This is a genomic window from Acidovorax sp. IB03, assembly GCF_016406015.1.
GTDB classification, from domain to species: domain Bacteria; phylum Pseudomonadota; class Gammaproteobacteria; order Burkholderiales; family Burkholderiaceae_C; genus Acidovorax; species Acidovorax temperans.
The window spans coordinates 1-24,932 of sequence record NZ_JAEFCH010000009.1; the positions used below are offsets into that span (position 1 = coordinate 1).

General features: G+C 59.5%; 24 protein-coding genes and 2 pseudogenes. 9 read left to right on the forward strand and 17 right to left on the reverse strand.

Translation table 11 applies throughout. The features are described 5' to 3' along the window. From IHV84_RS20370 to IHV84_RS07135, 7 genes and pseudogenes are all read right to left on the reverse strand, one after another. Positions 1–181, reverse strand: a 181-nt coding sequence (locus tag IHV84_RS20370) for a hypothetical protein (RefSeq protein ID WP_233099873.1), incomplete at its 3' end; no start/stop codon positions are given. Further along, positions 178–765 carry a Mov34/MPN/PAD-1 family protein gene (locus IHV84_RS07110; protein WP_198846342.1) on the reverse strand — a complete coding sequence of 196 codons (588 nt, stop codon included), beginning with the start codon at positions 763–765 and terminating at the stop codon, positions 178–180. The genes IHV84_RS07110 and IHV84_RS20370, both read right to left, overlap by 4 nt. Further along, entirely contained in the window at positions 762–2,462 is a 1,701-nt protein-coding gene (locus IHV84_RS07115) for a ThiF family adenylyltransferase (RefSeq protein WP_198846343.1), read from the reverse strand. The genes IHV84_RS07110 and IHV84_RS07115 overlap by 4 nt, the downstream gene beginning before the upstream one ends. Then, positions 2,459–4,012: an adenylate/guanylate cyclase domain-containing protein gene (locus IHV84_RS07120; RefSeq protein WP_198846344.1), complete on the reverse strand. Its 1,554-nt coding sequence runs from the start codon at positions 4,010–4,012 to the stop codon at positions 2,459–2,461. The genes IHV84_RS07115 and IHV84_RS07120 overlap by 4 nt, the downstream gene beginning before the upstream one ends. A gap of 229 nt (positions 4,013–4,241) precedes the next feature. Further along, positions 4,242–4,328, reverse strand: a pseudogene (locus IHV84_RS07125) (transposase); the annotation flags it as partial. Between the two features lie 138 nt (positions 4,329–4,466). Then, entirely contained in the window at positions 4,467–4,607 is a 141-nt protein-coding gene (locus IHV84_RS07130) for a hypothetical protein (RefSeq protein WP_198846345.1), read from the reverse strand. Between the two features lie 115 nt (positions 4,608–4,722). Next, positions 4,723–5,730, reverse strand: a complete 1,008-nt coding sequence (locus IHV84_RS07135) for a DNA-binding protein (protein ID WP_198846346.1) — start codon at positions 5,728–5,730, stop codon at positions 4,723–4,725. A 90-nt stretch (positions 5,731–5,820) separates the two neighbouring features. Here IHV84_RS07135 and IHV84_RS07140 point away from each other — a divergent pair, with 90 nt between their 5' ends. Further along, on the forward strand, positions 5,821–7,017 hold the full coding sequence (locus IHV84_RS07140) for a tyrosine-type recombinase/integrase (RefSeq protein WP_198846347.1): 1,197 nt from the start codon (positions 5,821–5,823) through the stop codon (positions 7,015–7,017). On the opposite strand, the pseudogene IHV84_RS07145 reads toward IHV84_RS07140, so the two are convergent. The 7 genes and pseudogenes from IHV84_RS07145 to IHV84_RS07175 all read right to left on the reverse strand — a co-directional run. Further along, positions 7,001–7,174 (reverse strand): annotated as a pseudogene (locus IHV84_RS07145) (transposase); the annotation flags it as partial. The gene IHV84_RS07140 and the pseudogene IHV84_RS07145 sit on opposite strands and share 17 nt — an antisense overlap. A gap of 70 nt (positions 7,175–7,244) precedes the next feature. Then, positions 7,245–8,195, reverse strand: a complete 951-nt coding sequence (locus tag IHV84_RS07150; protein WP_198846348.1) for a metal ABC transporter solute-binding protein, Zn/Mn family — start codon at positions 8,193–8,195, stop codon at positions 7,245–7,247. Between the two features lies 1 nt (position 8,196). Beyond that, positions 8,197–9,063, reverse strand: a complete 867-nt coding sequence (locus IHV84_RS07155) for a metal ABC transporter permease (protein WP_370541221.1) — start codon at positions 9,061–9,063, stop codon at positions 8,197–8,199. Between the two features lie 14 nt (positions 9,064–9,077). Beyond that, on the reverse strand, positions 9,078–9,851 hold the full coding sequence (gene aztA / locus IHV84_RS07160) for a zinc ABC transporter ATP-binding protein AztA (protein WP_198846349.1): 774 nt from the start codon (positions 9,849–9,851) through the stop codon (positions 9,078–9,080). 306 nt (positions 9,852–10,157) lie between these two features. Next, complete coding sequence (locus IHV84_RS07165) at positions 10,158–10,595, reverse strand: YqaA family protein (protein ID WP_198846350.1); 438 nt, start codon at positions 10,593–10,595, stop codon at positions 10,158–10,160. After that, the gene (locus tag IHV84_RS07170) at positions 10,595–11,923 is read right to left on the reverse strand and encodes an MFS transporter (RefSeq protein WP_198846351.1); all 1,329 of its coding nucleotides are present in this window, start codon (positions 11,921–11,923) and stop codon (positions 10,595–10,597) included. Before IHV84_RS07170 ends, IHV84_RS07165 begins: the two co-directional genes overlap by 1 nt. A 49-nt stretch (positions 11,924–11,972) precedes the next feature. Continuing rightward, the gene (locus IHV84_RS07175) at positions 11,973–12,263 is read right to left on the reverse strand and encodes a metal-sensing transcriptional repressor (RefSeq protein WP_198846352.1); all 291 of its coding nucleotides are present in this window, start codon (positions 12,261–12,263) and stop codon (positions 11,973–11,975) included. A gap of 51 nt (positions 12,264–12,314) precedes the next feature. Between IHV84_RS07175 and IHV84_RS07180 the strand changes: the two genes are divergently transcribed. The 3 genes from IHV84_RS07180 to IHV84_RS07190 all read left to right on the forward strand — a co-directional run bounded on the left by IHV84_RS07180 (position 12,315) and on the right by IHV84_RS07190 (position 14,228). Next, a complete protein-coding gene (locus tag IHV84_RS07180) occupies positions 12,315–12,737 on the forward strand; it encodes a hypothetical protein (RefSeq protein ID WP_198846353.1) in 423 nt (140 codons plus the stop codon). A 70-nt stretch (positions 12,738–12,807) separates the two neighbouring features. Next, on the forward strand, positions 12,808–13,545 hold the full coding sequence (locus tag IHV84_RS07185) for a HupE/UreJ family protein (RefSeq protein ID WP_198846354.1): 738 nt from the start codon (positions 12,808–12,810) through the stop codon (positions 13,543–13,545). A 20-nt stretch (positions 13,546–13,565) separates the two neighbouring features. After that, a complete protein-coding gene (locus IHV84_RS07190; protein ID WP_198846355.1) occupies positions 13,566–14,228 on the forward strand; it encodes a transmembrane anchor protein in 663 nt (220 codons plus the stop codon). Positions 14,229–15,932: 1,704 nt separating this feature from the next. Here the strand turns inward: IHV84_RS07190 and IHV84_RS07195 are convergent. After that, the gene (locus IHV84_RS07195) at positions 15,933–17,276 is read right to left on the reverse strand and encodes a heavy metal sensor histidine kinase (RefSeq protein WP_198846356.1); all 1,344 of its coding nucleotides are present in this window, start codon (positions 17,274–17,276) and stop codon (positions 15,933–15,935) included. Continuing rightward, positions 17,273–17,959 carry a heavy metal response regulator transcription factor gene (locus IHV84_RS07200; protein ID WP_198846357.1) on the reverse strand — a complete coding sequence of 229 codons (687 nt, stop codon included), beginning with the start codon at positions 17,957–17,959 and terminating at the stop codon, positions 17,273–17,275. The genes IHV84_RS07195 and IHV84_RS07200 overlap by 4 nt, the downstream gene beginning before the upstream one ends. Positions 17,960–18,055: 96 nt before the next feature. Here IHV84_RS07200 and IHV84_RS07205 point away from each other — a divergent pair, with 96 nt between their 5' ends. After that, positions 18,056–18,457 carry a DUF4148 domain-containing protein gene (locus IHV84_RS07205; protein WP_233099875.1) on the forward strand — a complete coding sequence of 134 codons (402 nt, stop codon included), beginning with the start codon at positions 18,056–18,058 and terminating at the stop codon, positions 18,455–18,457. A gap of 289 nt (positions 18,458–18,746) precedes the next feature. Here IHV84_RS07205 and IHV84_RS07210 read toward each other — a convergent pair whose 3' ends face one another. After that, entirely contained in the window at positions 18,747–18,965 is a 219-nt protein-coding gene (locus tag IHV84_RS07210; protein WP_198846358.1) for a hypothetical protein, read from the reverse strand. A 155-nt stretch (positions 18,966–19,120) separates the two neighbouring features. Here IHV84_RS07210 and IHV84_RS07215 point away from each other — a divergent pair, with 155 nt between their 5' ends. Genes IHV84_RS07215 through IHV84_RS07230 form a run of 4 tightly spaced genes read left to right on the forward strand, consistent with a single transcriptional unit; the run spans position 19,121 to position 24,899 of the window. Continuing rightward, the gene (locus IHV84_RS07215) at positions 19,121–20,254 is read left to right on the forward strand and encodes an efflux RND transporter periplasmic adaptor subunit (RefSeq protein ID WP_086914283.1); all 1,134 of its coding nucleotides are present in this window, start codon (positions 19,121–19,123) and stop codon (positions 20,252–20,254) included. A 1-nt stretch (position 20,255) separates the two neighbouring features. Further along, positions 20,256–23,360, forward strand: coding sequence for an efflux RND transporter permease subunit (locus IHV84_RS07220; protein ID WP_086914282.1), 3,105 nt, complete (start codon positions 20,256–20,258; stop codon positions 23,358–23,360). Further along, positions 23,353–23,655 carry a DUF3240 family protein gene (locus IHV84_RS07225; RefSeq protein ID WP_086914281.1) on the forward strand — a complete coding sequence of 101 codons (303 nt, stop codon included), beginning with the start codon at positions 23,353–23,355 and terminating at the stop codon, positions 23,653–23,655. Before IHV84_RS07220 ends, IHV84_RS07225 begins: the two co-directional genes overlap by 8 nt. Then, positions 23,652–24,899 carry a TolC family protein gene (locus IHV84_RS07230; protein ID WP_198846359.1) on the forward strand — a complete coding sequence of 416 codons (1,248 nt, stop codon included), beginning with the start codon at positions 23,652–23,654 and terminating at the stop codon, positions 24,897–24,899. The genes IHV84_RS07225 and IHV84_RS07230 overlap by 4 nt, the downstream gene beginning before the upstream one ends. The last annotated feature ends 33 nt before the right edge of the window (positions 24,900–24,932 follow it).

The following is a 24,932-nucleotide window of genomic DNA, read 5'->3' on the forward strand; positions in this document are numbered from 1 at the left end:
CCGCTTTGAGCGGCTCACATCCCGAATGCCCCCGGCTTTGCCGGGGGATGGTTACTCCACCCAGCATAGCCGTGTCGATAGCGACGATCACGCCTACTTTTACTTCGGCTGCAGCAATCCAACCAAGATTGCGCTCCAACACCCACTGCGCCGTTTGTAGACGCTCATTTTCTGTACTCACACTGATATCCTCAAAATTCTCTGCGAAAGCGTTTTGGTTGATGTGACCGCACCCTGATCATGTTGCAGAAGCCGCCAAAGCCCTTGCGTTCTGAAATCCACCTCTTCTTGAACGGACACGCCGTCCGCTGCAGATAGCCTGACGCGAACTGGCGCGAACGCTCTGCGAAAGGCATGGGTGGAGCCCACGAGCTTGCCGCTCTTGCCCAGCCTAACTATCAGCAACGCGAGAAACGATGAAGCCTGGTCAGGATCATGCATCTCGTCGTGCATGTTCCGAAGGTCAGGCGGGCTGGGCAGTGCCAGAAAGCTGGGATGTGAGTGCCACTCACCCAGGTAGTTGAAGCGCTCGGGATTGTTGCCCGTGAGCAGGCGGAAGCGCCTCATGAATTTGCGATGCTGCAACGGGTCGCGCACAAACGAAGTTGGGGTGCCGTTGCGCTGCACCGAAAGGTCCCTGACCACAAACTGACCGTCGGCGATCTGCTCAGCGGCCATCACGCCGCCAATCTCGTTGCGCCCCGCAATTTTTAACTCCCTCTTGAGCTTGCGCACACACCTAGCGCTAAGAATGACGTCGATCACGCCGCAGCCGCAGGTTGTAGAAGTTCTGGCAAGTCGGTAATGGGCGCCGATCGGCCGGCGTCAATCCCATCCATGGCCAGCGGCGCCTTGAGCAAGATTGGGAATGTCTGAAAAGGCTCTGCGAAGATCCACTCTGCACGCAGCCCGATGACATAGGCCGAATTCGGGTAATCCGACTCGGTGGCTGGAAGCAATGCATCAAGGGCCAAGCGTGTCAAATGTGCGGCGATAACTGACACATCTGCATCATCAGCAATCATGCTCGGCTGGTCGTCAGGCTCGACTCCATAGTCGATGTCGCTGTCTTTGGGCGGCTTTGGGAAGTCTGGATTGGTCATCCAGGTGTATATCTCATGTCGTACATCAAGCGCATTTGCTTCAAGGCCAGGCCGACTGCGTGCAACATAGCCGCCATATCCTCCTCCGAATACGCGCCCCCAAACCATTGGGATGCAATCCATAGTCGCAACCTGGGCAGCCATGCCGAAACCTTGGCCGCTCGCTGTGGTCTCCACGATGAGATCACACCCCGCCAGCTTGCCTAAACATGTGACCAGGTTTGCTGTGGAAAATTGGCCGCCAAGGTTACCTATCCAGCCATCGACTTCGATGCCCGGGTTGATTGCCTGCAAGCGCTCCGTCACACCTTCCACTTTGTGGGCGCCGACTGCTGTCCAGTCGAGATCGTTGCGCACCACGTTGGCAATCTTCATGACATCGCCATCGACAAGGTAGAAGTCTGTGACCCCCGAACGCGCAAGACTAGCGGCGACCTTGCTTCCCATTGAGCCACACCCCACGATGGCCACACGTTTGTCGGCTATCGCCTTGTTGCGCCCCGGTGCTCGTTGTTGATTGTCCATAGGAACCTTGGCAATATCGTAGGCCTTATCTCCCAGCCATTTGGCTAGCACCTGGCCATCCAACAAGCCAACGACGATGCCGTACCCAGAGTACGCTATGGGAGAAAACTGGGCCCAAACCTCCCCGGGAGAGAGACTCTTGTCGACCATTGCGAGATGGCGCGCATCGTCTTTTTGCATCACCGTGATTCGCGCGATCCGATCCGCCTTGGCTCGCAAATGCAGAGGGATCCCCACATCCACCCAGGCGCCATGCTCTGCCGAACCAACTAGTCCAACGGCAAAAAACACGACGCAACCAGCATGATCGATGGCCTTGAGGTCCAGTCCATGGACTTCACCTCCCCGCCGGATGACTTCGGCAATCAAGGCGTCACTGATGACGAGACGCACACCTTTCAAATTCAACAACTGCGCCTGAGTGAACTGATGGATTGCTGGCACCCGCCTTGCATTGCCGGCACTATCCACTTGCGCTTCGGTGCCCAGCAGCTTGCGCGCGCTGAGCAGCATGTCAGCCCCGTTGAAGTCTACGTGCCAGTTGTCTGCGCGCATCTCCAAACACAGTTCCCCGCTGGGCCACTGGTGGGTCGACCAACGTTCCCCTCTCGCCCGCGGCATCACTTGCAAAGGGCAGAAGGGATATACAAACGGATAGACGAGTTGAGCCTCTCGAAGCTTGCCACCCGCTTCAAAATCGACCTCAGCTGATACAGTGCCCGCTGACTCGTCGACTGACCAAACTACTTGCTTCACCCATCCTTGAGCGAGCAGTTCCCCGAGTGCTTGCTTCTCCTGCTCCAGACGGTCCGGAAATCGCTGAAACCAGTTCAAGCAAAGCCTCGTTGGCTATTTGAGGGTTGCGCCGCGACCTTGCCAAAGGAGAAGCCGGCAGCTGCTGCAGTGCCCGTGGCGGGCTGGAGAAGCCCCCCGCTGATTGAGGTTGCCTTCTTCGACTCGGTTTTGGGGGCAAGCGCCTCTTCGGCCGCCGCATAGTCGAAGTCTGCGCGGCGCCGGGTGACACCGAAGAGAGTCTGCAGTGGCTCAGGAACATGCTTGTAGAGTTCTGGCCCCATGGCGGTCTGGCGGCCATTGCACCGCTTCTGCTCGCCCTCGGAGGCGAGTACAGAGCGGCTGATGCAGCACCTGGTGCGCTCACCTTTAATGCCAAGCCGGGTGAGCGACATGATTCCGTGCTCCAAGCCGATCGCCAAGCCGAGATCGCCTGCGTCGATCTCTGCCAACTTCAGTTCGCTCATCGCAAGGTTGAAGCTGCTGCGCATTGCCGCAGCGCACAACAGCGCGTTCTTGGCTGTCTCGGCGTCATCGGTAGTTTGAGCGGTTCCCTCTACCAAGATGCCGTGGATGCAGTCTCCGATGAAGCGGATCTTCCGGCCCGCGAAATCGTCGTAGAGCACCGAATCAAGTTCGCCACGCAGTACGTGTAGGGTCTTAACCACACTTGCTGCACTTTCGTCTTCGTCAATTCGATCGGTGATGTAGCGCGTGAAATTGTCGATGTCGGCGTACACGGATGTACTCTCCTGGCGACGCGAGTTGCCAGGCGTCAACGTCTCCAAGTCGATGCCCTTGAACGGAGGGGTATGGCGAGAGAAATCAAACGACGCGATCGGGTTCTTGGCCAAGTCGGCTTCCCAGTTCTTGACGACGCTGTCGACGCTCACCGAGAGGCTTGCTGCCTTCTGAGCCTCCTCCACCTGCGCTTGGGTCACTGCAGTTGCATCCACATCGATGACTTCGTCCCACCCAAGCACAACACGCGCAGTGTTGGTCATGTAGGTGCCCTCAACCTCGCCGCCTGCTCGCTTAGCAGCCTGATTGGCGGGGTTGCCAAGAAACAGAGGCTCGCGGCTTGAGCGTCGGCCATTGTTCACGGCAAGGGCTGTACCGGAGTCGATGCCGACCCGGGTCTTTGCCGCGGGCAAGGGGTCGTCACCACCTTCCCCAGTCTGGGTAAGAACGTCACGGATCAATTGAGCGGTGGCCACTGCTTTGAGGATGCGGGCTTTCTCATCGCCATATGGCTTTGCAAAGACCGCATGCAGTCGCTGGTTGTGGAAGTCGACCTCAATTGCATCCACATCCAACAGGATATCTCGAACGGCGCGGTAGTGGAGGTTCAGGAATCTGAGGGTACGGCGATGGCTCGTTGTGCCCTCAAAGTCCGTGACATTGAGCATGTCGCCGATGTTCAGGATGTCGACGTACAGGTGCACGCCGTGCACCCGATAGGCTACCCCGTTGCCTATCCCTTGCAGGTCGGTGGTTCGCACGTACTCCTTGATGGTCACCGTCTTCACCTCGGCCATCCGCGCTGCAATGCGCTTTTTCGCCGCATCTGCGCTCCAACTCCGTTTCGCCATGATCGCTCCAACTGGTTGAATGTTCGCCCAACGCGCTTGCCGCCAGGCCGCTCTCCTCGAAGTCGGACATAGGGGCCGTTTTCGCAACTTCAAGTCCGGCGCAAACAAATCGCTGCGGTGGAGCGCATAAGGCGGCACGCGCCGTTGTAGCCCCCATGCACACGAATTGGCATGCTGCCTCTTTCGGGCAGTGCCGATTGAATCAAATTCGCGCGGATCTGCAAAGGGGCGACACGTCAGCCACCTTGTGGCCTCGCTCAGTGATCTGCTTGACCGCTTCGGTCTTGAATTCTTCTGGGTATCGCTGCTTGCTCATGGCACCTCCTATGGGGCCTCAGGTTTGAGGCTCAGAGATGTCTAGAAAACCCGGGGCGATTTGAAGAGGCCCGCGCAGCACTCCTCAAGGGCTGCTCGTAAAGGGCAAAATTTGGGGCGGTTAGGCAGAGGCTGCTGATCAAGATTTGGATTTTTCATCATGTTCTTGTGGCAGCTTCGGCTGCGCCTGAAAGGTATACAGGCGGCGCATCAGTTCCGCTGTTAGCTGCTGGCGCGCAGCATCCGCCGCAGTAGTCGCGGCGAGCAACGCGATCTCCATTCGAGGGCAAGCCAGGATTCGGCAAGTTTTGACTCTTAAGCCTTTTGGTTATTAAAGAATGGTCGTTTATTTCTTCTTGTATTGATGCGTCACCCTTGACTCGTCAGAAGCCTGATCACTTGACCTCTGGCGCTTCACCACCACGCTTTTTACGAGAAGATTTCTGCTTCGGTCTGAACTGCTCCACCAGTTCACGCAAGGTGCCAGCTTCCGCCTTGTGCTGTGCAACTGCCTGAAGAGCTTGCTGTAGCTCGGCCGATTGCGCCTGGTGCGCCCTGGTGATTTCGGCCAAGGAGGCGCGAGCACCGTCTGTTTCTGCTGCCAACCTGCTCTGTGCAGCATTGGCTTCGAGTAGTTTGGCGTGACAGTCGCGTTCGGTCTCTGCTAGCTTGCCTCGCAATTGCTCCAATTGCTTTTCCGCTTGGGCACGCACGGTTCGCTCTCGGTCAATTTCCCGAAGCGCCCGGTGCTCCGCTTCGATAGATCGCTGGGCGGCTTCATCAATAGCTGCACGTCCTTTTTCCAACTCGGCGCTGAAATGCTGCCTGCTCTTCGATTGCTCCTGCTTCAGCTCATCCACCTGCCTGGACAGCGCCTCACCTCTCGCTGTGCTCGCAGCGTGCGCACGCCGTTCTTGCTCAAGCTCTGCAGCAAGGGCCTGAGCTCGGGTCTCCAGTTCGGTGACTTTGGTCTGTGCGGTCTGTATCTGGGTCTCCAGGACGGCGCTTCGCTGCAGAGCCTCCTGCAGGCCTGCCTGTGCACTCTGGGCCTCTGCGTGTGCCTCGACGCGCAGGACAGCTAGCTCCTCGCGCGCCAACTCCGTTGCCTGGGTCCACATCACGCTGACTGTCTGGCCTGCAGCTTGTTTCAACGCGTCCGGAAGGTCCGGGTGGTCAATTTCCACCCGAGCTTTGCCGCGTAGGTCCTCCCAAAATTTGGCCAATGCTTCGGCCGGCGCGCTCATGGAGCCTTTTCGCACGTGCTGATACAGCTTGCTCGCGGTGGGCGTGATGCCGTACCGGAAAAACAGCAACGCGCAAACCTCGCGGTACAACGCTTTCGTGTCGCTGAAACGCTCCCGCAGGGCCTCGACTTCAGCTTGGATTTCTGATTCTTCGCTCATTCTCAAATAATACAACGTATAACGTATAAATCAACGATATTATTTCCAATCTATGGACATAATTACTCTAATGTCCATAGAATTTGGCTCATGAGCAGTTTGATCGTCGCACCGGCCGTTTTGGCGCATCTTGAGCCCTTGGACGGCTTGGTGCTACCCGTTCATCTTTCCGGAGAGCGTGGCCGAAATCGGGCACAGGGCCTGCCCCAGGTTGCGGCCAATGACGATCGCTCTGCAGTTTTGGCTTGGCTGGCGCGCTACAAGGATTCAACAGCCACGTTGGCCAGCTATCGCAAGGAGGCGGAAAGGCTGTTGCTCTGGTGTGTGCACCAGCACGGTAAGGCCCTGTCCGATCTGACCCACGAGGACTTCCTGGCCTACGAGTCCTTTTTGGAAAATCCCCAACCGGTTGATCGATGGGTCATGCAGGTCGCGCAGAAGGCACCGAGGTCCTCGCCACACTGGCGTCCGTTCGCCAAGCCTCTGGATCGGCAGAGCCAGCGCCAGGCACTCTCGATCCTCAACAGCCTCTTCAACTGGCTAGTTCAAGCCGGGTATCTGGCGGGCAACCCCTTAGCTCTGCGCCGTCGCAAATCTGTGGCGCGACCAGCCAAGACCAGCAGGTTCCTGCCACACGAGCACTGGGCGCAAGTACGCGCAACGATTGAGTCCCTTCCCACTGGCACGCCTCGCCTCGCTCTCCAAGCGGCCCGATATCGGTGGCTCTTCTCGCTCCTCTACATCGGTGGCCTGCGGATTTCTGAGGTCTGCAACAACTCGATGGGAGATTTTTACTGGCGCCGAGGAGCTGACGGACGAGAACGCTGGTGGCTGGAGGTTCGTGGCAAGGGAGAAAAAACCAGAGTGATCCCCGCGACAGACGAGTTGGTCTCAGAGCTGATGCGCTACCGAAAGTCGAATGACCTGGGACCTCTACCTCGTGAGGGCGATTCCGCCCCACTGCTCCTGCCGTTGATTGGTGGGTCTAAACCTATGGGACGCAGCGCGGTGCACGAGCTGGTCAAGAATATCTTCCGTGAAACCGCAGCCCGCCTGCGAGCGCTAGGTCCTGACCATGAGGCCGCCGCCTCTCATGTGGAGAAGGCCTCCGCCCACTGGATGAGACATACGGCGGGCACCCATCAGAGCGACAACATGGACCTCAAGGCTGTGCGTGACAACCTTGGTCACGCGAATATTTCCACCACAAGCATTTATGTGCATACAGAAGATGATGCGCGCCATGACCAGACCACAAAAGCTCACAAACTCGGCTGGTCAGTTTGATGGCGAAACAGCGAGCCTGTGAGTCAATTGCGTGAGTGTCCACCGCAATATGGCGCTTGATAACCGAGACTTTCTTGCCCGCGTCATAGCCCTTCAAGGCCGCTGTGTCCGTGTTCTTCACTCTCTGCGCATCCACGATCAAGAACGCGCTTGAGGCGCTGCGCCCTCGATCCAGAGGGAAGCTTACCTAGCTGGGCGCCCCCACCTATCTTCGCAACACTGCCCCTTCACCGCCCCTTCACCGCATTCGTCAGCGCCTGCGTGTTGTGGCGCATCATCGTGATGTAGGTTGCCGCAGTACCGCCGGGCGCCGAGAGCGAGTCGGAATACAACGACCCGGATGGCTTGACGCCTGTTTCCCGGCCAATCTGCTCGATCAAGCGTGCATCGGCGATGTTCTCCACAAACAAGGCCTTGATCTGCTCAGCCTTGATCTGGCGCACCAAGCGGGCGATACCCTGGGCAGAAGCTTGAGCGTCGGTGCTGGTGCCCTGTGCGGCGAGGAACCGCACCTGGTGGTCTCGGGCATAGTACGCAAAAGCGTCGTGCGAGGTGATGACCTTGCGGCTTGCCACCGGGATGGCTGCCCACGCTGTCGCAATGTCGGCATCGAGCCGGGTCAGTTCCGCGCTGTAGTTTTTGGCATTTTGTTTGTACATGTCGCAGCCTTGTGCATCCACCTTGCACAAGGCCTGCGCAATGTTGCTCACGTACTGCTGCGCCAGTTTCACGCTTTGCCAGGCATGTGGATCCGCCTCGCCGTGGGCATGCCCGTGACCATGGTCATTGCCTTGCCCACCGGAGGACTGGCTGATCAGCGGCTTTAAGCCCTGGGTTACGGTCACATGTGTGCCTTTGAAGCTGGCCGACTGCAGCAGCCGTTTCACCCAACTCTCGTAGCCCAGGCCATTTGAGAACACCAACTGGGCCTGCGATACCGTTCGCGCTTGAGCAGTGCTGGGCTGGAACACATGTGCGTCGCCGCCCGCTTCCACCAGCACGTTCACCTGAACGCGCTCGCCTCCGACCTGTCGCACGAAGTCGCCCAGGATGCTGAAGGTAGCCACGGCCTTGACCTCGCCCGCCGCGTGCACAAGGGGGGTGCCGGCAACGACTGCGACGAGCAAAAAGGCGCGTAGCGCGCGCGCTGCCGTGGGGCGAATGGGGTCTGGTGTCATGTCAAGCTTTCAGATGATGCGAGGATCGGGGTTGCAGCAGGCCTTGTTGGCCGAAGACAAGGGAGAGCAGATAAAGAACACCCAGGCAGAGAACGATGGTGGGACCCGTTGGAAGGTCGGCGTGGTACGAGATGAGGAGTCCACTAGCGCTGCCCAACATGGCCATGCACGAAGACAAGAACAGCATGGCGGTGATCTCGCGCACCCAGAAACGCGACGCAGCAGCAGGCAGCACCAGCAGGCCCACCGACATCAGGGTGCCCAGCGCATGAAAACCCGCGACCAGGTTGATGACCAGCAAACCCAGGAAGCCGTAGTGCGCCACCGGGCTCCACCGGCTGACCGATCGCAGAAAGGCAGGATCCAGACATTCCATGACCAGCGGACGGTACAAAAACGCCAGCCCCACCAAGGTGAGGCTGCTGATGCCGCCCAGCAGGATGAGCGCGTCGTTGTTGAGCGCCAGCACTGTGCCGAACAGTACATGCAACAGATCCACGTTGCTGCCGCGCGTAGAGACGATGAGCACCCCCAAGGCGAGCGAAAGCAGGTAGAAGGCCGCCATGCTGGTGTCTTCCTTGAGCACGGTGCTGCGTGCTACTAGGCCTGCGGCCACGGCCACCAGCACGCCCGCAGCGATGCCACCCACGGTCATCGCCCCCAAGGACAGCCCGGCGTAGAGATAGCCCAAAGCCGCACCGGGCAGGATGCCGTGCGCCATCGCATCGCCCATCAGGCTCATGCGTCGCAACATCAGAAAAACCCCCATCGGTGCTGCGCTTAGGGACAAGGCCAGGCAACCGGCCAGCGCCCGCTGCATGAAGCTGAATTCGGTGAATGGCCCGAACAGTGCCGCGTTAAGACCCAACCATACGGCTTCGATCACGGTGCGACCTCCACAGCCGACGCGTGATTTTGCTGGTGCTGTGGTGCATCGCACAGCGGCGCTTTGTCGTCGAAGGCCTCGTGCAAACCCCGGGCGCGCAACAAGTTGGCCGGGGACAGCGCATCGGCGGGCGCGCCCCACGCGATCATTTCGCGCGCGAGCAGCAACGCGTGGTCAAAATGGCGGCGCACGAGGTCTGCGTCATGCAGCACCGCAATCACCGTCTTGCCTGCTGCATGCCAGCCTTGAAGCACCACAGTGAGTTCGCTGGTGGTGCGTTCGTCCACGGCAGCAAAGGGTTCATCCAGCAAGAGCACCGACGCGTCCTGCAGCATGAGACGCGCAAACAGCGCGCGCTGGAACTGTCCACCCGAGAGGGTGTCCAGCGTCCGGTCCCGAAAGTCGTGCAACCCGACGGCGCCCAGGGCATCGATGCAGCGCTGGCGCTGTGACTTGCTCAGTCCACCGAGCGCACCGATCTCATGCCACAAACCCATGGCCACCATATTGAAGACACTGATCGGAAAACTCCGGTCCACCTGCGCCAGCTGGGGCATGTAGGCCACGCGCTGCCGCTCCAGCCCGCGGATGCGGCCCTCAAGGGGTTTGAGCAAACCCGCCAGGCCTTTGAGCAGGGTGCTTTTGCCAGCACCATTGGGGCCCATCACCGCCACCAGAGACCCGGGCTCGATGCGCACGCTCAGGTGGTGCACCGCCGGATGTCGCTCGTATCCCAGCGTGACGTTGTCGATTGAAAGTGCAGTGACCATCGATCACGGCACCCGGACAGCGAGCCAGAGTGCGACCCATAGGACCGCGCATACCAGTGCTACACCCGTCAAGCGGGACCTGGCGGATCCCAAAAGTGTGTCACCGCGATGGTGGCCCGGCGCGCCGTTAGGCCAGCGAGCGCCGTCATTAGGGTGGTGATGGGAGTCGGACATGGAATGCGTTTAATTGCAATAAAGTTGCGTTAGTTGAGCATCTTAATGCAATCGAGTTGCATTAATTGGATTGCCGTCATCATGTACAGGCTCGGTGCCCATTCACGAGATGCCCCGCGTCAGCGGCGTTTTTCACTGCAGGCCGAGCACAACGCCTGCAAGAACAAGGTATCGCCCGAACTTGGCCAGCGTCACCAGCACGAGGAACACGCCGAATGGCTCGCGCATCACACCAGCCACAACGGTGAGCGGATCGCCCACCAAGGGCAGCCAACTCAACAGTAAAGTCCACTTGCCATGACGCTGGTACCAGCGTTGCGCCCGGCCCATCGATTCGGGTTTGACTGGGAACCAGTGTTGATCGCGATAACGTTCAATCCCGCGGCCCAGGAACCAGTTCACCACCGCCCCAAGCACGTTACCCACCGTTGCCACCAGCAGGAGCAGCCAGACCGAGTGAGCCTCGGTGAGGAGCAGTGCAACCAGCACGGCCTCGGATGCTGTGGGCAGCAACGTGGCGGCGACGAATGCACTGACAAACAGTCCGCTGTAGGCACCGAGTTCCGGCATTAACGACCCACGCTGGGCCAGTGTGGATGCTGGTCATCGACCACGAAAGCATGCGCATGACGGGCCTGATCGCCGCTCCCGGCTGAGCCCTGGGTATGCGTGTGTCCGGTTGGCAAGTCCGGGTGTTCGTGCTCGATCACCTCGGGGTCTTGCGCTGGCCAGACCCGAAAAGCCACCCACACGGCCAGTGCACCTGCACCGCCCAGCACCGCAAAAGTCACCGGCATGCCGTACCGCGTGCCCAGCCATCCGGCCAAGGGGTAGAACAACAGCCAGCAGGCATGCGACAGCGCGAACTGCGCGGCAAAAAGTGCCGGACGATCCTCTGGATTCGAGGATCGCCGCAGCAACCGCCCAGAGGGCGTCTGGGCGGTGGAGTAGCCCAGACCAATTGCGAACCACAAGGCCATCAGCGAGATTTGCCCAACCACCAACCAAGTGCCCACGAAAAGACCCACGACCATCAAGCCGATGCCGCCGAGCATTGCTGTGCGATCAGGCAGCTTCTCCAGCAACCGAGGCAGTGCCAGTGCAGCCACTATTGAACCTGCGCCAAAACTGGCCAAGGCCAGAGCTACCGCGCTCTGGGTCAGGCCCAACCCGGCCTGAACGATGACTACCGTGTTGACAAACACCATGGAGCCGGCCGCTGCCACACCCGCACTGATCGCCAGCAGCCCGCGCAGCCGGGGGGTGGCCAAGTAAATGCGCAGTCCGCGTGTGGTGCGGTCGTAAATGCCGCGGCGTTGGGGCGCAGGATGGGCCGGCAAGGCCACCGACACCACCAGAGCGGCCGAGGCCAGGAAGCCGACCACCGTGCCAGCGAACAGGTTGTGAAAGCTGATCACAGTGAGCAACGCGGCCGCCAGCATCGGGCTGACCAGGGTTTCCATGTCGTACGCCAAGCGGGAGAGTGACAAAGCCTTGGTGTAGTCCTTCTCCAGCGGAAGCACGTCGGGAATCGTTGCCTGGAAAGTGGGTGTGAATGCGGCCGAGGCCGCCTGCAGCACGAAGATCAAGACGTAGATCTCCCAGATCTGGGAAACAAACGGCAGCATCAGGGCCACGGCCGCACGCACCAGATCCAGTGTGACCAGCATGGTGCGCCGAGGCAGGCGATCAGCAAAGGCGGCTGCGACAGGTGCCACACCTACATAAGCAATCATCTTGATGGCCAAGGCCGTGCCCAACACCATGCCTGCGTTGTCGCCGGCCAGATCGAAGGCCAACAGCCCGAGCGCCACCGTGGCCAGGCCGGTTCCGATCAAGGCAATCACCTGCGCGGCGAACAGGTGTCGGTAAGTGCGGTGGGAAAAAATGTCCAGCATGTTTGTTGTTCTCGTGGTTCATGCGCTCGGGGCAGCAGGCGCCACGGGCTTAAAGGTAGCGGGTGATTTCTCTGAACTCGTCCATTGCTTTGCGCTGGCCTGCTCCAAGAGGCCCCACAAGGTCTTCAAGACAGTGATCCAAGTGCTCTTGAATCAGCGCCTTTTTGGCTTGTTGAATCGCCTTTTCCACCGCCTGCAACTGTTGCGCGATGTCCAAGCAGTTCCGTCCCTGGACCACCATATCGATGGTGCTGTTCAGATGCCCCCCAGCTCTGCGTAGACGTTTGATGATGGCGGGGTGAGATTCATGTGTATGTGTATGTGTATGCGTTTGTGTCATAGTCTTAGTATCCCCTACGGGGGGTTACTATAATCCGGGGAACGACAACGCATGCAAAAACTTCCCATGACTTCGCGCCTGCCCCATTCCCCTCGCCCCAACCGGGCAACGTTGGGTATGCGATGGCTGGTTTTGGTGGTGATCATGTTCGGAACCATGATCTCCTCTGTGGGGGTTATGAACTCCCATGGCATTGCAGTTATTGCCGAAGCGCTCCACGGCAGTTCAACGACCCCCGACGCGCAGCGTGATCAGGAGTACGGTCATGTGCACGAGGATGGGGATGCGATGGTGAATCATGGCATTGCTGGCGATCACCCCCATCATGGAGGTGACCATTCACACGACAAAGTGCATGCCCTGCCCACGACGTGGAGCATGGCTACGCCGCAGTTACCGGCGTGGCTCGGGCACGTGCGGCAGTTGATTGAAATGATTCAGGTGTCTAGGCTAGAACGCCCGCCCATGGGCTGATTCCTCTCTCGTCTCAGATTCCTCGCTGCGCCAAGCAGCGCTTCATTTCTTTCAAACTATTGGAGTCTTCATGCACAGCCATGTCCAAGACAGGCTGCCACGTTCGCCATGGGCGATCGGGCACCCCCGTATCTTGCTACTTTTCACATTCTTCATCTGCCTCGTGTTCAGCAGTGCAGAGGCTTTCGCCCACGCAGTCACAGCGGGTGACAAGGGTTATATCCAGGAAATTTCGGGCGTCAATCTGCTGCCCTTCGTGTACCTGGGCGCCAAACACATGATGACCGGGTACGACCACATCCTGTTCCTGTTCGGCGTGATCTTCTTCCTCTATCGGATCAAACACATCGGCATCTACGTGAGCCTGTTTGCGTTGGGTCACTCAACCACCATGATCCTGGGCGTTTACTTCAACGTCGGGATCAACAGCTACCTGATCGACGCCATCATCGGTCTGTCCGTGGTCTACAAGGCGCTGGACAACATCGGCGCGTTCCAGCGCTGGCTGGGGGTCCAACCCAACACCAAGGTTGCAACCCTTGTGTTTGGTCTGTTCCACGGCTTTGGCCTGGCCACCAAGATCATCGAGTACGAGATTTCGCCCGACGGGCTGGTTCCCAACCTGCTGGCCTTCAACGTGGGCGTGGAGATCGGGCAGCTGCTGGCCCTCGCCGTCATCTTGATTGGCATGAGCTACTGGCGCCGCACACCCAGCTTTTTTCGCCACGCCTACACCGCAAACGTCGCCATGATGAGCGCGGGCTTCATTTTGGTGGGCATGCAGCTCACCGGCTATTTCGTGTCGTGAACACCCAAGGAACATTCAACATGTACAACAGCGATTCCCCCATCCGCGCAGAACTGCCCTCTTCGAAGCAGCTTTTTCGCTCCACCGTTCTGGCTTTGATCTCAGCCGTCGTCCTCCTTGTTGCCGTTGTGCTACCAGCGGACTACGGCATTGACCCCACGGGAATTGGTCGCATTCTGCGCCTGACCGAAATGGGCGAGATCAAGAAGCAGTTGGCAGCGGAGGCCGCCGCCGATGCAGCTGCCGCCGCAGGAGCTCCAGCACAGGCAACTGGGGCAGCAGTTGGCATGGCTTCGGCCAATGCAGCACAGGCACAAGCTCGTCCGCCCGCTGTCGCAGCCTCTCCTGTTTCCACAGCGCCCAAAGTGGTATGGAAAGACGAGATGCCCTTTACGCTGACCCCGGGCGAAGGCACGGAGATCAAGCTGAAGATGGTTGAAGGCGGCAAAACGCAATATCAGTGGGTTGTGGAAAACGGGGAAGTCAACTTCGACACCCACGGCGACGCACCGGGCAAGTCGATCAGCTACGAAAAAGGCCGTGGCGTTGCGACCGATGAAGGCGTGCTCGAAGCCGCGTTCACCGGCAACCACGGGTGGTTCTGGCGAAACCGGGGCAAAGCTGATGTGAAAGTCATTCTGCGCACAAGCGGTGACTACACCGACATCAAGCGGGTCCAGTGATAGGGCCTGATATCTGCATCCCAGATACAGATATCTTAGAAATCGGGGGCTTGTAGCGCAATGCATTGGTGCACGTGCGCGGTGGAGATGGTGGGAGCCAGCATGCAAGCCTGCGTGCCGGGGCCGCGCTCTACCAGTTCACCTATATGACTAAGTGTCCCATTGCACCCGAGATTCTTGCTCGGATGGGCTCAACTCCGTAGCCCATTGAAGTGCTCTCTTCAATTGCCACAACCCCCCATTTTTTGGGTCTCTCACACTTGATATGAACAAACCCATTTGAAGTAAGTAAGGGCGCCGCTACGATTTTCGTAGGCGCCGCAATCATGCATATTCTTTGATCATCATCTAAATAGACATCACCATGAAAACTCTCAAAACCTTCTTCAGCACGCTTCTGATTGTTGCCTTTTTGTGCTCAATGGTCGGTTGCGAAAAGACCAGCAATTCCGAAAAGAGCGGTCACGGTCACAGCCATGACTGACGGTACCGCAATACGTGCTCACTGATTAGATTGAATCGCCCCGGGGTGATTCACGATCCTCATTTCCGGGGCGATTAAGTTTGAAAAACGCAACAGGTCATGTACGTCGCTCAGAAGACGCCGAGGTTCTCGCCCCACTGGTGTCCGTTCGCCAAGCCGCTGGAGCGGCAGAGCCAACGCCAGGCGCTGTCGATCCTCAACAGTCTCTTCAATTGGCTGGTTCAAGCCCGGTATCTCGCGGGCAATCCCCTTGCCTTACAGCGCCGCAAGTCCGTGGCGCGACCAGCCAAGACCAGCAGGTTTCTGCGTCACGAACACTGGGCGCAAGTGCGTGCGACGATTGAAGCCCTCCCCACCGGCACGCCTCGGGCTACCCTTCAAGCGGCCCGTACCGGTGGCTTTTCTCACTTCTCTACATCGGGGGCCTGCGGATTTCGGAGGTCTGCCACAACTCGATGAGCGTTTTTTACTGGAGACGGGGAACCGACGGCCGGGAGCGCTGGTAGCTGAAGATTCGGGGCAAAGCACAAAAAACCCGAGCTATCCCGGCCACCGACGAGCTGGTATCTGAGCTGATGTGTTGCCGACGGGCGAACGCCCTGGCCCCTCTCCGCGCGAGGGTGATTCGCTACCGTTGCTTCTACCGCCTATTGGGGGAGCTAAGCCTATGGAACGCAGCGCAGTGCAGTGCACGAACTGGTGAAAAGCGTGCTTCGCGACACCTTAACGCGCTTGTGAGCACTGGGCCTTGACCCACGAGGCAGCTGCTTCGCATGCGGAGCAAGCCACCCACTGGATGCGCAACAGGGCAGCAACCCGTCAAAGCTACAACATGAATCTGAATACTGTGCGTGACAACCGAGGCCCCGCGATTATCTCTATCACCAGCATCTACGTGCACACGGAGGATGACGCGCGTCATGACCAAAGCCCAGGCGGGCACAGGCTGGGATGGTCGGACCGGTGTTCGATAGGTGCAAGGAACAAACGCTTGGATCTGAACGCCTAAGATTTAGTCTGTGCGCCAGCATCTGGACGAATTAGTTTCACCAATTCCAGCAACTTCTTGGCCGACCTTCAGCACCTCTGCCCCGGTCGGCGTGAGTTGCGCCCCCGCTACCCGCATTTCCACCGTGCTGCTGTTCGTGGCCCGTGCCAGTGACTCACATTCCTACGTCATAGATGACGAGCACCAGCGCTGGCCGCGGTGATCTCCCGATTCACGTCATATCACTGGTTGAGATGTCGACTCCCACGCGCGTTCTTCCATTGTCCGACGTAGCGATCGGCTGGCCTGCGTGCATACGTGCGATGGCGCTGACAATCGCCAGACCCAACCCGTGATTGACCTGTCCATGGGCCCTGGATGGATCTCCCCTAAAAAAGCGATCAAAAAAGTGGGTCAGGTCCTCGACGTCCACCGTCTGGCCCAAGTTCTCAACGCTGAGAATGACCCGCTGCCGCCCAAGAGCTTCAATACGGACTTGGATCTCCGACCCAACCTTGGCGTAGCGTGTTGCGTTTCCTAGCAGGTTGGAGATCGCTCGGCGCAGCAGCGGAACGTCGAAGTCCCCCGCAGCATCCCCAATGATCTTGGCTTGGAGCCCTGCTTCGGCCAGTGCAGCCTCGTGATAGTCGAGCACCTCCTCGGCCAACGCGGCCAGGCTGGGCGTGTGCACCCTGCGTGCGCCAACGCCACGGTCAGCCTGCGACAGGAACAACATGTCGTTGACGATTCCCGTGAGGCGCTGAAGCTCCTCCAGATTGGATGCCAGCACTTCGCTGATGTCGGTAGCGCCCAAATTCCTCAGAGCCAGCTCGTTGCTCGTCTTGAGCGTGGCCAGTGGCGTGCACAGTTCGTGCGCAACATCGGCGTTGAAGCCTTCCATCTGTGTGTAAGCCTTCTCTATGTGATCGAGGAGACTGTTGAACTGATCGACGAGAGGAACCAGTTCCAAAGGCTGCAAGGCTCCGTCAAGTCGCTGATGCAATCGATTGGCAGAAAGTCCTCGGGTTTGCTCCGCGAGATGTCCGACCGGTGCCAAGCCTATTTTGACCAAAAAGAACCCCCCGAGCGTGATGATGACCGCTCCACCGACCGCGGCGAACAGCAGCGTAAGACGCAGCCGGTACAGCAACAGGTTATCGGTCTGGACGTCTAGCGAGAGCTTGACCCGCAAGACATCAGAGGCCGAGTCCAACGCTTGCCCGACATCGAAAACGCTCTCTCGCAACACGGTGCGCTGATTCTGATTTCTGGTATCCGAAAACAGAACGGCCCCATTTGTGTCCGTGACGTGTAGCGACAGGTCACCGTGGCCTACCAGGAAGTCGCGGAGTTCGTGGGCGAGGTTTTCAGGGCTCTTGTGCTCCTTTCCGTCGACCAGCAGGTGCCGGACGACGGTCTCCTTCTGAGCAAGCGTCTCGTCCTGCCTTTCGTGGAAGTTTGCCTGCGTCACGACATAGACGGCCAAGCACACTAGGCCCAGCCCGGCGAAGCTCTGCAGCGCCAACCACCAGGATAGTCGTTGGCGCAGAGAGTGATGCGCGGCGGCCGGTGTCATGGGAGTCGCTCCTCCATCACATAGCCCATGCCTCGCACCGTGTGGAGCAAAGGCACTCCGAAGGGTACGTCCATCTTGCTGCGCAGGCGGCGGATTGCCACTTCGACGACGTTGGTCTCACTGTCGAAGTTCATGTCCCACACCAATTCTGCCAGCTGCGTGCGGGACAACACCCCTCCCTGGCGCCGCATAAATAGCGTGAGGAGTTGGAACTCCTTGGCAGTCAGGTCGATCCGCTGGCCTGCCCTGGTGGCCTTGCGCTTTATCAAGTCGACCTCCAGGTCTGCCAAGCGCAGCTGCGTCGGCTCTAAGGTCTCGCCATTGGAGCGGGCCCGCCTGGCGATAGCGTCTATGCGCGCCGTCAACTCCGAAAAGGCAAAGGGCTTGACGAGGTAGTCGTCCGCTCCCGTCTGCAAACCAAGTACGCGGTCTTCCACGCTGACCCGGGCGGTCAGCATGAGCACTGAGGTCTGACGAGACTTTCGAAATGCCGTCAGCAGGCTGAAACCGTCTATGCCTGGGAGCATCGCGTCCAGTATCAGCAGGTCGTAGTTGCCTTCCAAGGCCATATGCAGGCCATCAACCCCGTTGTGAACCGTGTCGACGAGATGGCCCGCTTCGCCCAGTCCCTTGCGCAGGTACATGGCCAGCTTTTCCTCGTCTTCGATGAGCAATATCTTCATCGCGCAATTGTCTGGGAGGGCGGGATGGATCGTGATTACAAATTTGTAATATGGAAGTTGGGGCGTTGTCGCCACCCATTTTCTAAAGTTACAGCCATGTCGAAAGGCATAGCCGAGGCGAGTCGCCGAAGGCTCAATCTCAATAAAAAGGACATCATCATGCGCTCTCGCAAATTGTTTCTACTTTCCCTGGCGGCAGTGGCAATCGCCGCGCCGGGCTTGGCGTCCGCGTCTTCGCTGTACCACACCACCGGAGGCGAGATCGGCTACGTCACCCATCCTGAACATCAGCAGAGCACCAAGTCGCGTAGCGAGGTGCTGCAGGCTGTGGAGGTGGCTCGCAAGGATGGAACCCTGGCCATCATGTCGCGTGGCGCGTCGTTGCCAATGAAAATGACGGGGCCTGGAAAAACGCGTGAGCAGGTACAGCAAGAGTACCTGACCATGACCGAAGACGAGCGCAAGTACCGGCAGGAACTGTACGGTGCAGGCGGCTGATCGCCAACGAGTGTGTTGACCGCTCGCACACCCGGGCATTGGCCTCGGGTGTGCAGCGGTCCATGCACTTTGTCCTTTAAGGACCTATCAAAAAATTCACGAGTTGCGGCATAATGGATGCCGCTGCTACATACGGCTCCACATGTCCTTCCCTTCGCGCCATTTTCCTCTCCAGACGAGCCGGTCTCCGGTCTCGCTGGCGCGTGCGCTGTGGATTGCAAAGTGGTTGATGGTGCTCGTTCTGGCCTGGGATCAGATTGCCTCACCCCTTCACCAGCACCACCACGACTCAGGAATCGACGGTTCCTGGATTGGCGCAGTACACGATGGCGCTGGCGCCGATGCGCTGCATGTGGATGACGGGGACACTCTGGCGCTCTTCGCGCACGCCACCATGGCAGTTCAGCCGCAGGCCCTGTTCGGCCAACCGAGTGCCGCTAGCGAACCCGTCGCGCTCTTCTTTGCGTTCGCTGAAGTATTCGATTCCGAACAGGCACGGGAGCCTCATGTCTGGCCGACTTACGTTGCGCCTGCCTTCCCGTCCTTCCGAAGTCTGCCCCCAGGGGGCCGTGCTCCCCCGCTCCACGCCTGAAAAGCCCTTTCTTTCGCTTTTCCTGACCGCACGCCTGATTCCAAGGCTGCGGTCGCTTGTGGAGTTTTCCGATGCTTTACCGTTTTTCCCGGCTGGCGCTTGGTCGCCTGGCCGTGCTCGTCTCCCCCTGTCTGATTGCTGCTGCTCCGCTGGCTGCCATTGCGGCTGACGAGTTTCCCGTCACGGCTGCACAGATGCAGTCCTTGGGCGTGCAAGTGCAACGCCTTGACAAAGCTGGCGACTCTTCTGGGCAGACCTATTCCGCTCGTGTCGTGCTCGCACCAGGCCAGGAACAACTGGCCAGTGCCCCTCTCGCCGGCGTCGTTGACCAACTGCTGGTCGCCGAGAACGACTCGGTCAAAGCCGGACAGCCGCTTTTGCGTCTGATCAGTCCCGAGCTCGGCGAATTGCAATTGAAGCTGATGGAGGCGGATTCGAGCAGTCGCCTCTCACAAAAGACACTGCAGCGTGAACGTCAACTTTTCTCGGAAGGCATCATTCCTGAACGGCGCGTGCAGGAGGCAGAAGCCGCAGCGGCCCAAAACAATGCCCGAAAGCGGCAGGCAGAGGCCGCATTGCGTCTGGCCGGCCTCGACAGTGCACGGATTCGTCGCGTCTCCGAAGGGGGCAACGTCGAGTCGACGGTTACCGTCAGCGCAAAGGCCGCCGGTCAGGTGGCCGAGCTGTCGGTCAAGCCGGGCCAGCGCGTTCAACAGGCAGACATGCTGCTGCGCATTGCAAATCCGAGCAAGCTGGGGCTGGAAATCCAGATTCCGTCTGTGCGCAACTCGCAGGTTGCAACATTAAAAGGCGCACCCATCACTGTGATCGGACGCACCGGCGTACAAGGCGAGGCACTGAGCGTTGGCCAGGCAGTCAGCGACAACCAGATATTGACGCTCAGAGCAGCTATCACCAAAGGATCCGAACAGCTGCGACCGGGAGAAATCGTGCAGGTGCAGGTTCCATTCGCCGACGCGGCCGACGGTTGGTCCATTCCTCTGCAGTCGGTCGCGCGCCAGGGGGATAAGGCGTACGTCTTCGTCCGTACGGACAAAGGTTTCGTTGCAACTCCGGTCACGGTTCTGGCAAGCGCTGGGCAGACGGTACGTGTTGCGGGCGCACTGCAGGCCGGCCAAGAAGTCGCCACGGCCTCCGTGATCGCACTGAAGGCGGCGTGGCAGGGCAAGGGCGGGAGCAACTGAGATGCTTTCACGCCTTGTCCAATTTGCGCTGGCACAGCGGCTATTCATTTTGCTGGCAGCTGCGCTCCTGGCGGGAGCAGGCTGGTTTGCTTTCAAGAACCTGCCCATCGACGCTTTTCCTGACGTGTCCAGCACGCAGGTAAAGATCATCATGAAGGCGCCTGGCATGACTCCTGAGGAGATCGAAAGCCGGGTTGCCATACCGATCGAAGTGGAAATGCTGGGCATTCCAAAGCAGCGCATTCTGAGATCTGTCACCAAGTACGGTTTGGTCGACGTGACGGTGGATTTTGAAGACGGTACCGACATCTACTGGGCACGCCAGCAGGTATCCGAGCGGCTGGCAAACATCAGCGCTGACTTGCCGCCAGGCATCACGGGGGGCATGGCACCTGTGACCACGCCTCTGGGTGAGATGTTCATGTTTACGGTGGAGGCGCCGAACATGACGCTGGAGGAGCGCCGCAGCCTTCTCGACTGGGTGATCCGGCCTGCATTGCGCTCAGTGCCCGGCGTAGCCGACGTCAACGCCCTGGGCGGAAAGGTGCACAGCTTTGAGGTTGTGCTGGACCCCGTGAAGATGTCCGCTTTGGGCCTGTCGGCCGCGAAAATCAAGTCCTCCATCGAGGCGAACAACCGCAACGACGGCGCAGGCCGGCTCGGAGAAGGTGACGAAGTTCTGCTGGTACGCAGCGAAGGAAGTATCCGCACCAAGGACGATCTGAAGGCCATCGTCGTCAAGTACGACAAGGCCGGCAGCGTGCGACTGCAGGATGTGGCGCAGGTGCGGGATGGAAGCGTCACACGCTATGGGGTGGTGACCATGGACGGCAAGGCCGAGGCCGTGCAAGGCTTGGTGCTGGGCTTAGCCGGAGCGAATGCTCAGAAGGTGGTGGAAGGAGTCACCCGAAAGATCGAGGAGATCAAGCCTACCCTTCCTGCGGGCGTTGAACTCAAGGTTTTCTACAACCGCGCGCAGTTGGTTGAGAAAGCCGTGGGCACGGTCTCTCGTGCGCTATTGGAGGCCACCGTGCTGGTACTGGTCCTTCTGGGAGCTTTCCTCGGAAACGTTCGTGCAGCGGTATCTGTTGCTGTGGTGCTCCCGTTGTCCGCGCTGGCTACTTTTCTGCTGATGCGCGCAGCCGGCATGTCCGCCAACCTGATGAGCCTCGGCGGGCTGGCGATTGCCCTCGGCATGCTGGTGGATGCTGCCGTGGTAGTGGTGGAGAACATCGTCCAGCACCAAACCGAGGACAATTCCAAAGGAAAGCTGCCGCGGTTGCACATTGTGTTCCGCGCAGTGCGCGAGGTTGCGGCACCGGTCGCCGCTGGCGTTCTGATCATTGTGTTGGTGTTCCTGCCGCTGTTGACCTTGCAAGGTCTGGAGGGCAAGTTCTTCGTTCCGGTGGCAATGACCATCGTGTTCGCGCTGGCCAGCTCGCTGGTGCTGTCCCTGACCATAATCCCGGTGCTCTCTTCCTTCCTGCTGACCAAGGTGGCGCACCACGAGCCCTGGCTTCCGCGCCAGCTTCTCAAGGCGTATACACCCGCTCTGGCGTTCGCGCTGCGCCGCGAGCGCATCGTATACGCAGTTGCTTGTCTCATGCTGGTGGCAGCAGCGGTGGTGTACTCGTTCGTGGGCAAGACCTTCATGCCTCAGATGGACGAAGGCGACATCATTGTGGGGATCGAGAAGCTGCCCTCTGTGAGCCTTGAAGAAACGGCCGCGCTGGACCTCAAGATCCACCAGGCGCTGATGAAGGAGATCCCCGAGATCACTGGCGTGGTGGCGCGTGCGGGCTCCGACGAGATCGGACTCGACCCCATGGGTTTGAACCAGACTGATACCTTCCTGGTTCTCAAACCGCGCGATGAATGGAAGTTCGAGAACAAGGAGGCGCTGATCGAGAAAATCCGTAGCGTTTTGGACCAATTACCTGGCATCAGCTACAGCTTCACGCAGCCCATCGACATGCGTGTTTCTGAAATGATCATCGGCGTGCGTGGCGACATCGCGATCAAGGTGTTCGGCCCTGACCTGGACAAGCTGAACGAGTTGGCCAGCCAGATCGAAGGCTTGATGAAGCAGGTTCCGGGCAACCAGGATGTCTACACCGTGGAAAACGATGGCGTGCAGTACCTGCGGGTCGTTGTAGACCGGGTCGCAGTGGGCAGATATGGGCTTTCGGTCGAAGATGTCCAGGATGCGCTCAGGGTGCAAATCGAGGGACAGCGCGCTGGTACGGTCATCGACGGCAATCGGCGCATACCCATCGTGCTGCGCGGAGCTGACGGGGTGAAGATTTCCCCGTCGGAGTTCGAGGCGCTCACCATCACTACGCCTGAGGGGCAGAGCGTTCCTCTGCAAGAGCTGGCAAAGCTCGAACGTGAGAGTGGGCCGGTGAAGATCGATCGGGAGATGGGAAGCCGCTACAGCGTGGTGATCTCCAACGTGACTGGGCGGGACCTGGTGGGCTTCGTAGAAGAAGCCAAAGCGAAGGTCGACCAAGCTGTGAAGCTGCCAACAGGCTACCGCATTGCCTGGGGCGGTCAGTTTGAGAACCAGCAGCGCGCCGCAGAACGGCTGACTCTGGTGATTCCACTGTCGCTCGGCGTGATCTTCCTGGTGCTGTTCTCGACCTTCGGCTCGGTGCGACAGGCGCTGCTTGTGCTCAGCAACATTCCGTTCGCGCTTGTTGGAGGGATCTTTGCTTTGTGGCTTACTGGTGAGTACCTGTCGGTGCCTGCGTCCGTCGGGTTCATTGCGTTGCTTGGCATCGCGGTGCTCAACGGGGTGGTTCTGGTCAGCTACTTCAATCAGCTGTACGCCGAAGGTCTATCGCTCGTCGAATGCGTCACGCAGGGCGCGCGCCGAAGGCTGCGCCCCGTGCTGATGACAGCAGCAATCACGGCTTTCGGACTGATTCCCCTGCTGTTCGCAACGGGTCCCGGCTCGGAGATCCAACGGCCTCTGGCCATCGTGGTCATCGGCGGCCTCATCACCGCCACGGCGCTGACGCTGATCCTCCTGCCGATTCTTTACCTGCGCTTCGCCCATCCCAAGAGGACGATCGAAGCTCCTGCACAGGAGGTATCACATGCCTAAACATTGTCTTTCACTGATATGCAGCCCTGAAATTGTCGAGAAGTTGCTTGATGCCTTGCTGACCGCAGTCCCTGACCAGGTCTTCACGAGCACGCCCACTTTTAGCCATGGCACGCCTCACGGCCGCTTGTCTGGGGCCGAGCAGGTCATGGGCCGTGGCGCAGCCGTACAAATCCAATTGATCTTGGACCAAGAGCAACTGAGCAGCACGCTGGAGATGGTGCGACTGAGATTCAAGGGCACTGGCTTGTGCTTCTGGGCTAGCGAACTGAGTGTTGAAGGGGTAGTGGAATGAAACAGTGGATTGCTATCGCGGGATCGGCCGCGTTGATGACTTTGAGCGCGCCGGCCGGCGCGTGGGTAAACGGTTCCGTACCCGAGCTGTTGGCAACACCCCTGGTGCGCCAAGCGTTGGATCAGGATCCAGCCGTGTTGGAAGCGCGCCGTACGCTGGCCGCCAGCGGGCACGGCGCCGCAGCGCTTCGCGCGGGGGCGCATGAGTGGACTACCCGGGCCACTGTGCAAAGCCGACGGTATGGCGCAGGAGGACGCTCCAACGAATGGGAAGCAGGCTTGGAAAGAGCGTTCAGGATTGGGGGCAAGGCCAAGCTGGATGGCGACATCGGCGATGTGGAGATCGGCATAGCCAAGGCCCAAGTAGGGGAGGCGCTGCACGAGTCTGCGCGAACGCTTGCCGACCTTTGGATGGATGTGGTCGCATCGCGCAGGCTCAAGGAAGTGATCACTGAGCAACGCGGGTTCGCTCAGGACAGTCTCAAAGCCGTTGAAAGCCGCCGCAAAGCCGGAGATGCGTCGGTCCTGGAGGTCAATCTCGCTACGACTGATCTCATAGAGGTGGACCGGCAGCTCAATGCGGCCACGACTGCGGAAGCTAAGGCCCAGGCCAAGCTGCGAGCGCGATTTCCCCTGATCACCGAGCTTCCTCAGCCAATTGCCGACCCCCTGCCGCTGGAGACTCCGCAAGCACAGTGGCTTGAGCGCATCCTGGCCGAGAGCGACCCGATCCGGGTGGCCGAGGGCTTGGCCAAAAAGGCTGCGCTTACTGCGGACCGCTTGCGTGCGGACCGGACTCCCGATCCAACGGTCGGAGTATTCGTCGCCTCAGAAGCACGGCGCAGCGAGCGCATCTACGGCGTGAGCGTCAGCATCCCACTTGCGGGAACCTACCGGAACGAACGCATGTTGCAGGCCTTGCAGGAGGCCGAGGCAGCGCGCACCCGACTGGACGGCAAGCGCCGTGAAGTGGAGATGGAAGTGACGGAGACCTATATCGATGCGATGGGCAGCTATGAACGCTGGCGCCTGACCTCCCAAGGCTTGACCGCTACGCAGAACAGTGCCCGCCTTACTCAGAGGGCCTACAGCCTTGGAGAGGTCGATCTGCAGGGCTTGCTGCTTGCCCGCAAACAAGCCCTTGACGCGACCATTGCAGCCGAGCAGGCTCGGGTCGAAGCCTTGCGGGCTCAGAGCCGTCTGATGATCGACGCCCACTTGGTCTGGGATCTGGAGGAGGACTGATCCGCGGCGTGGATCTGGCGCATGCGGCGCGTG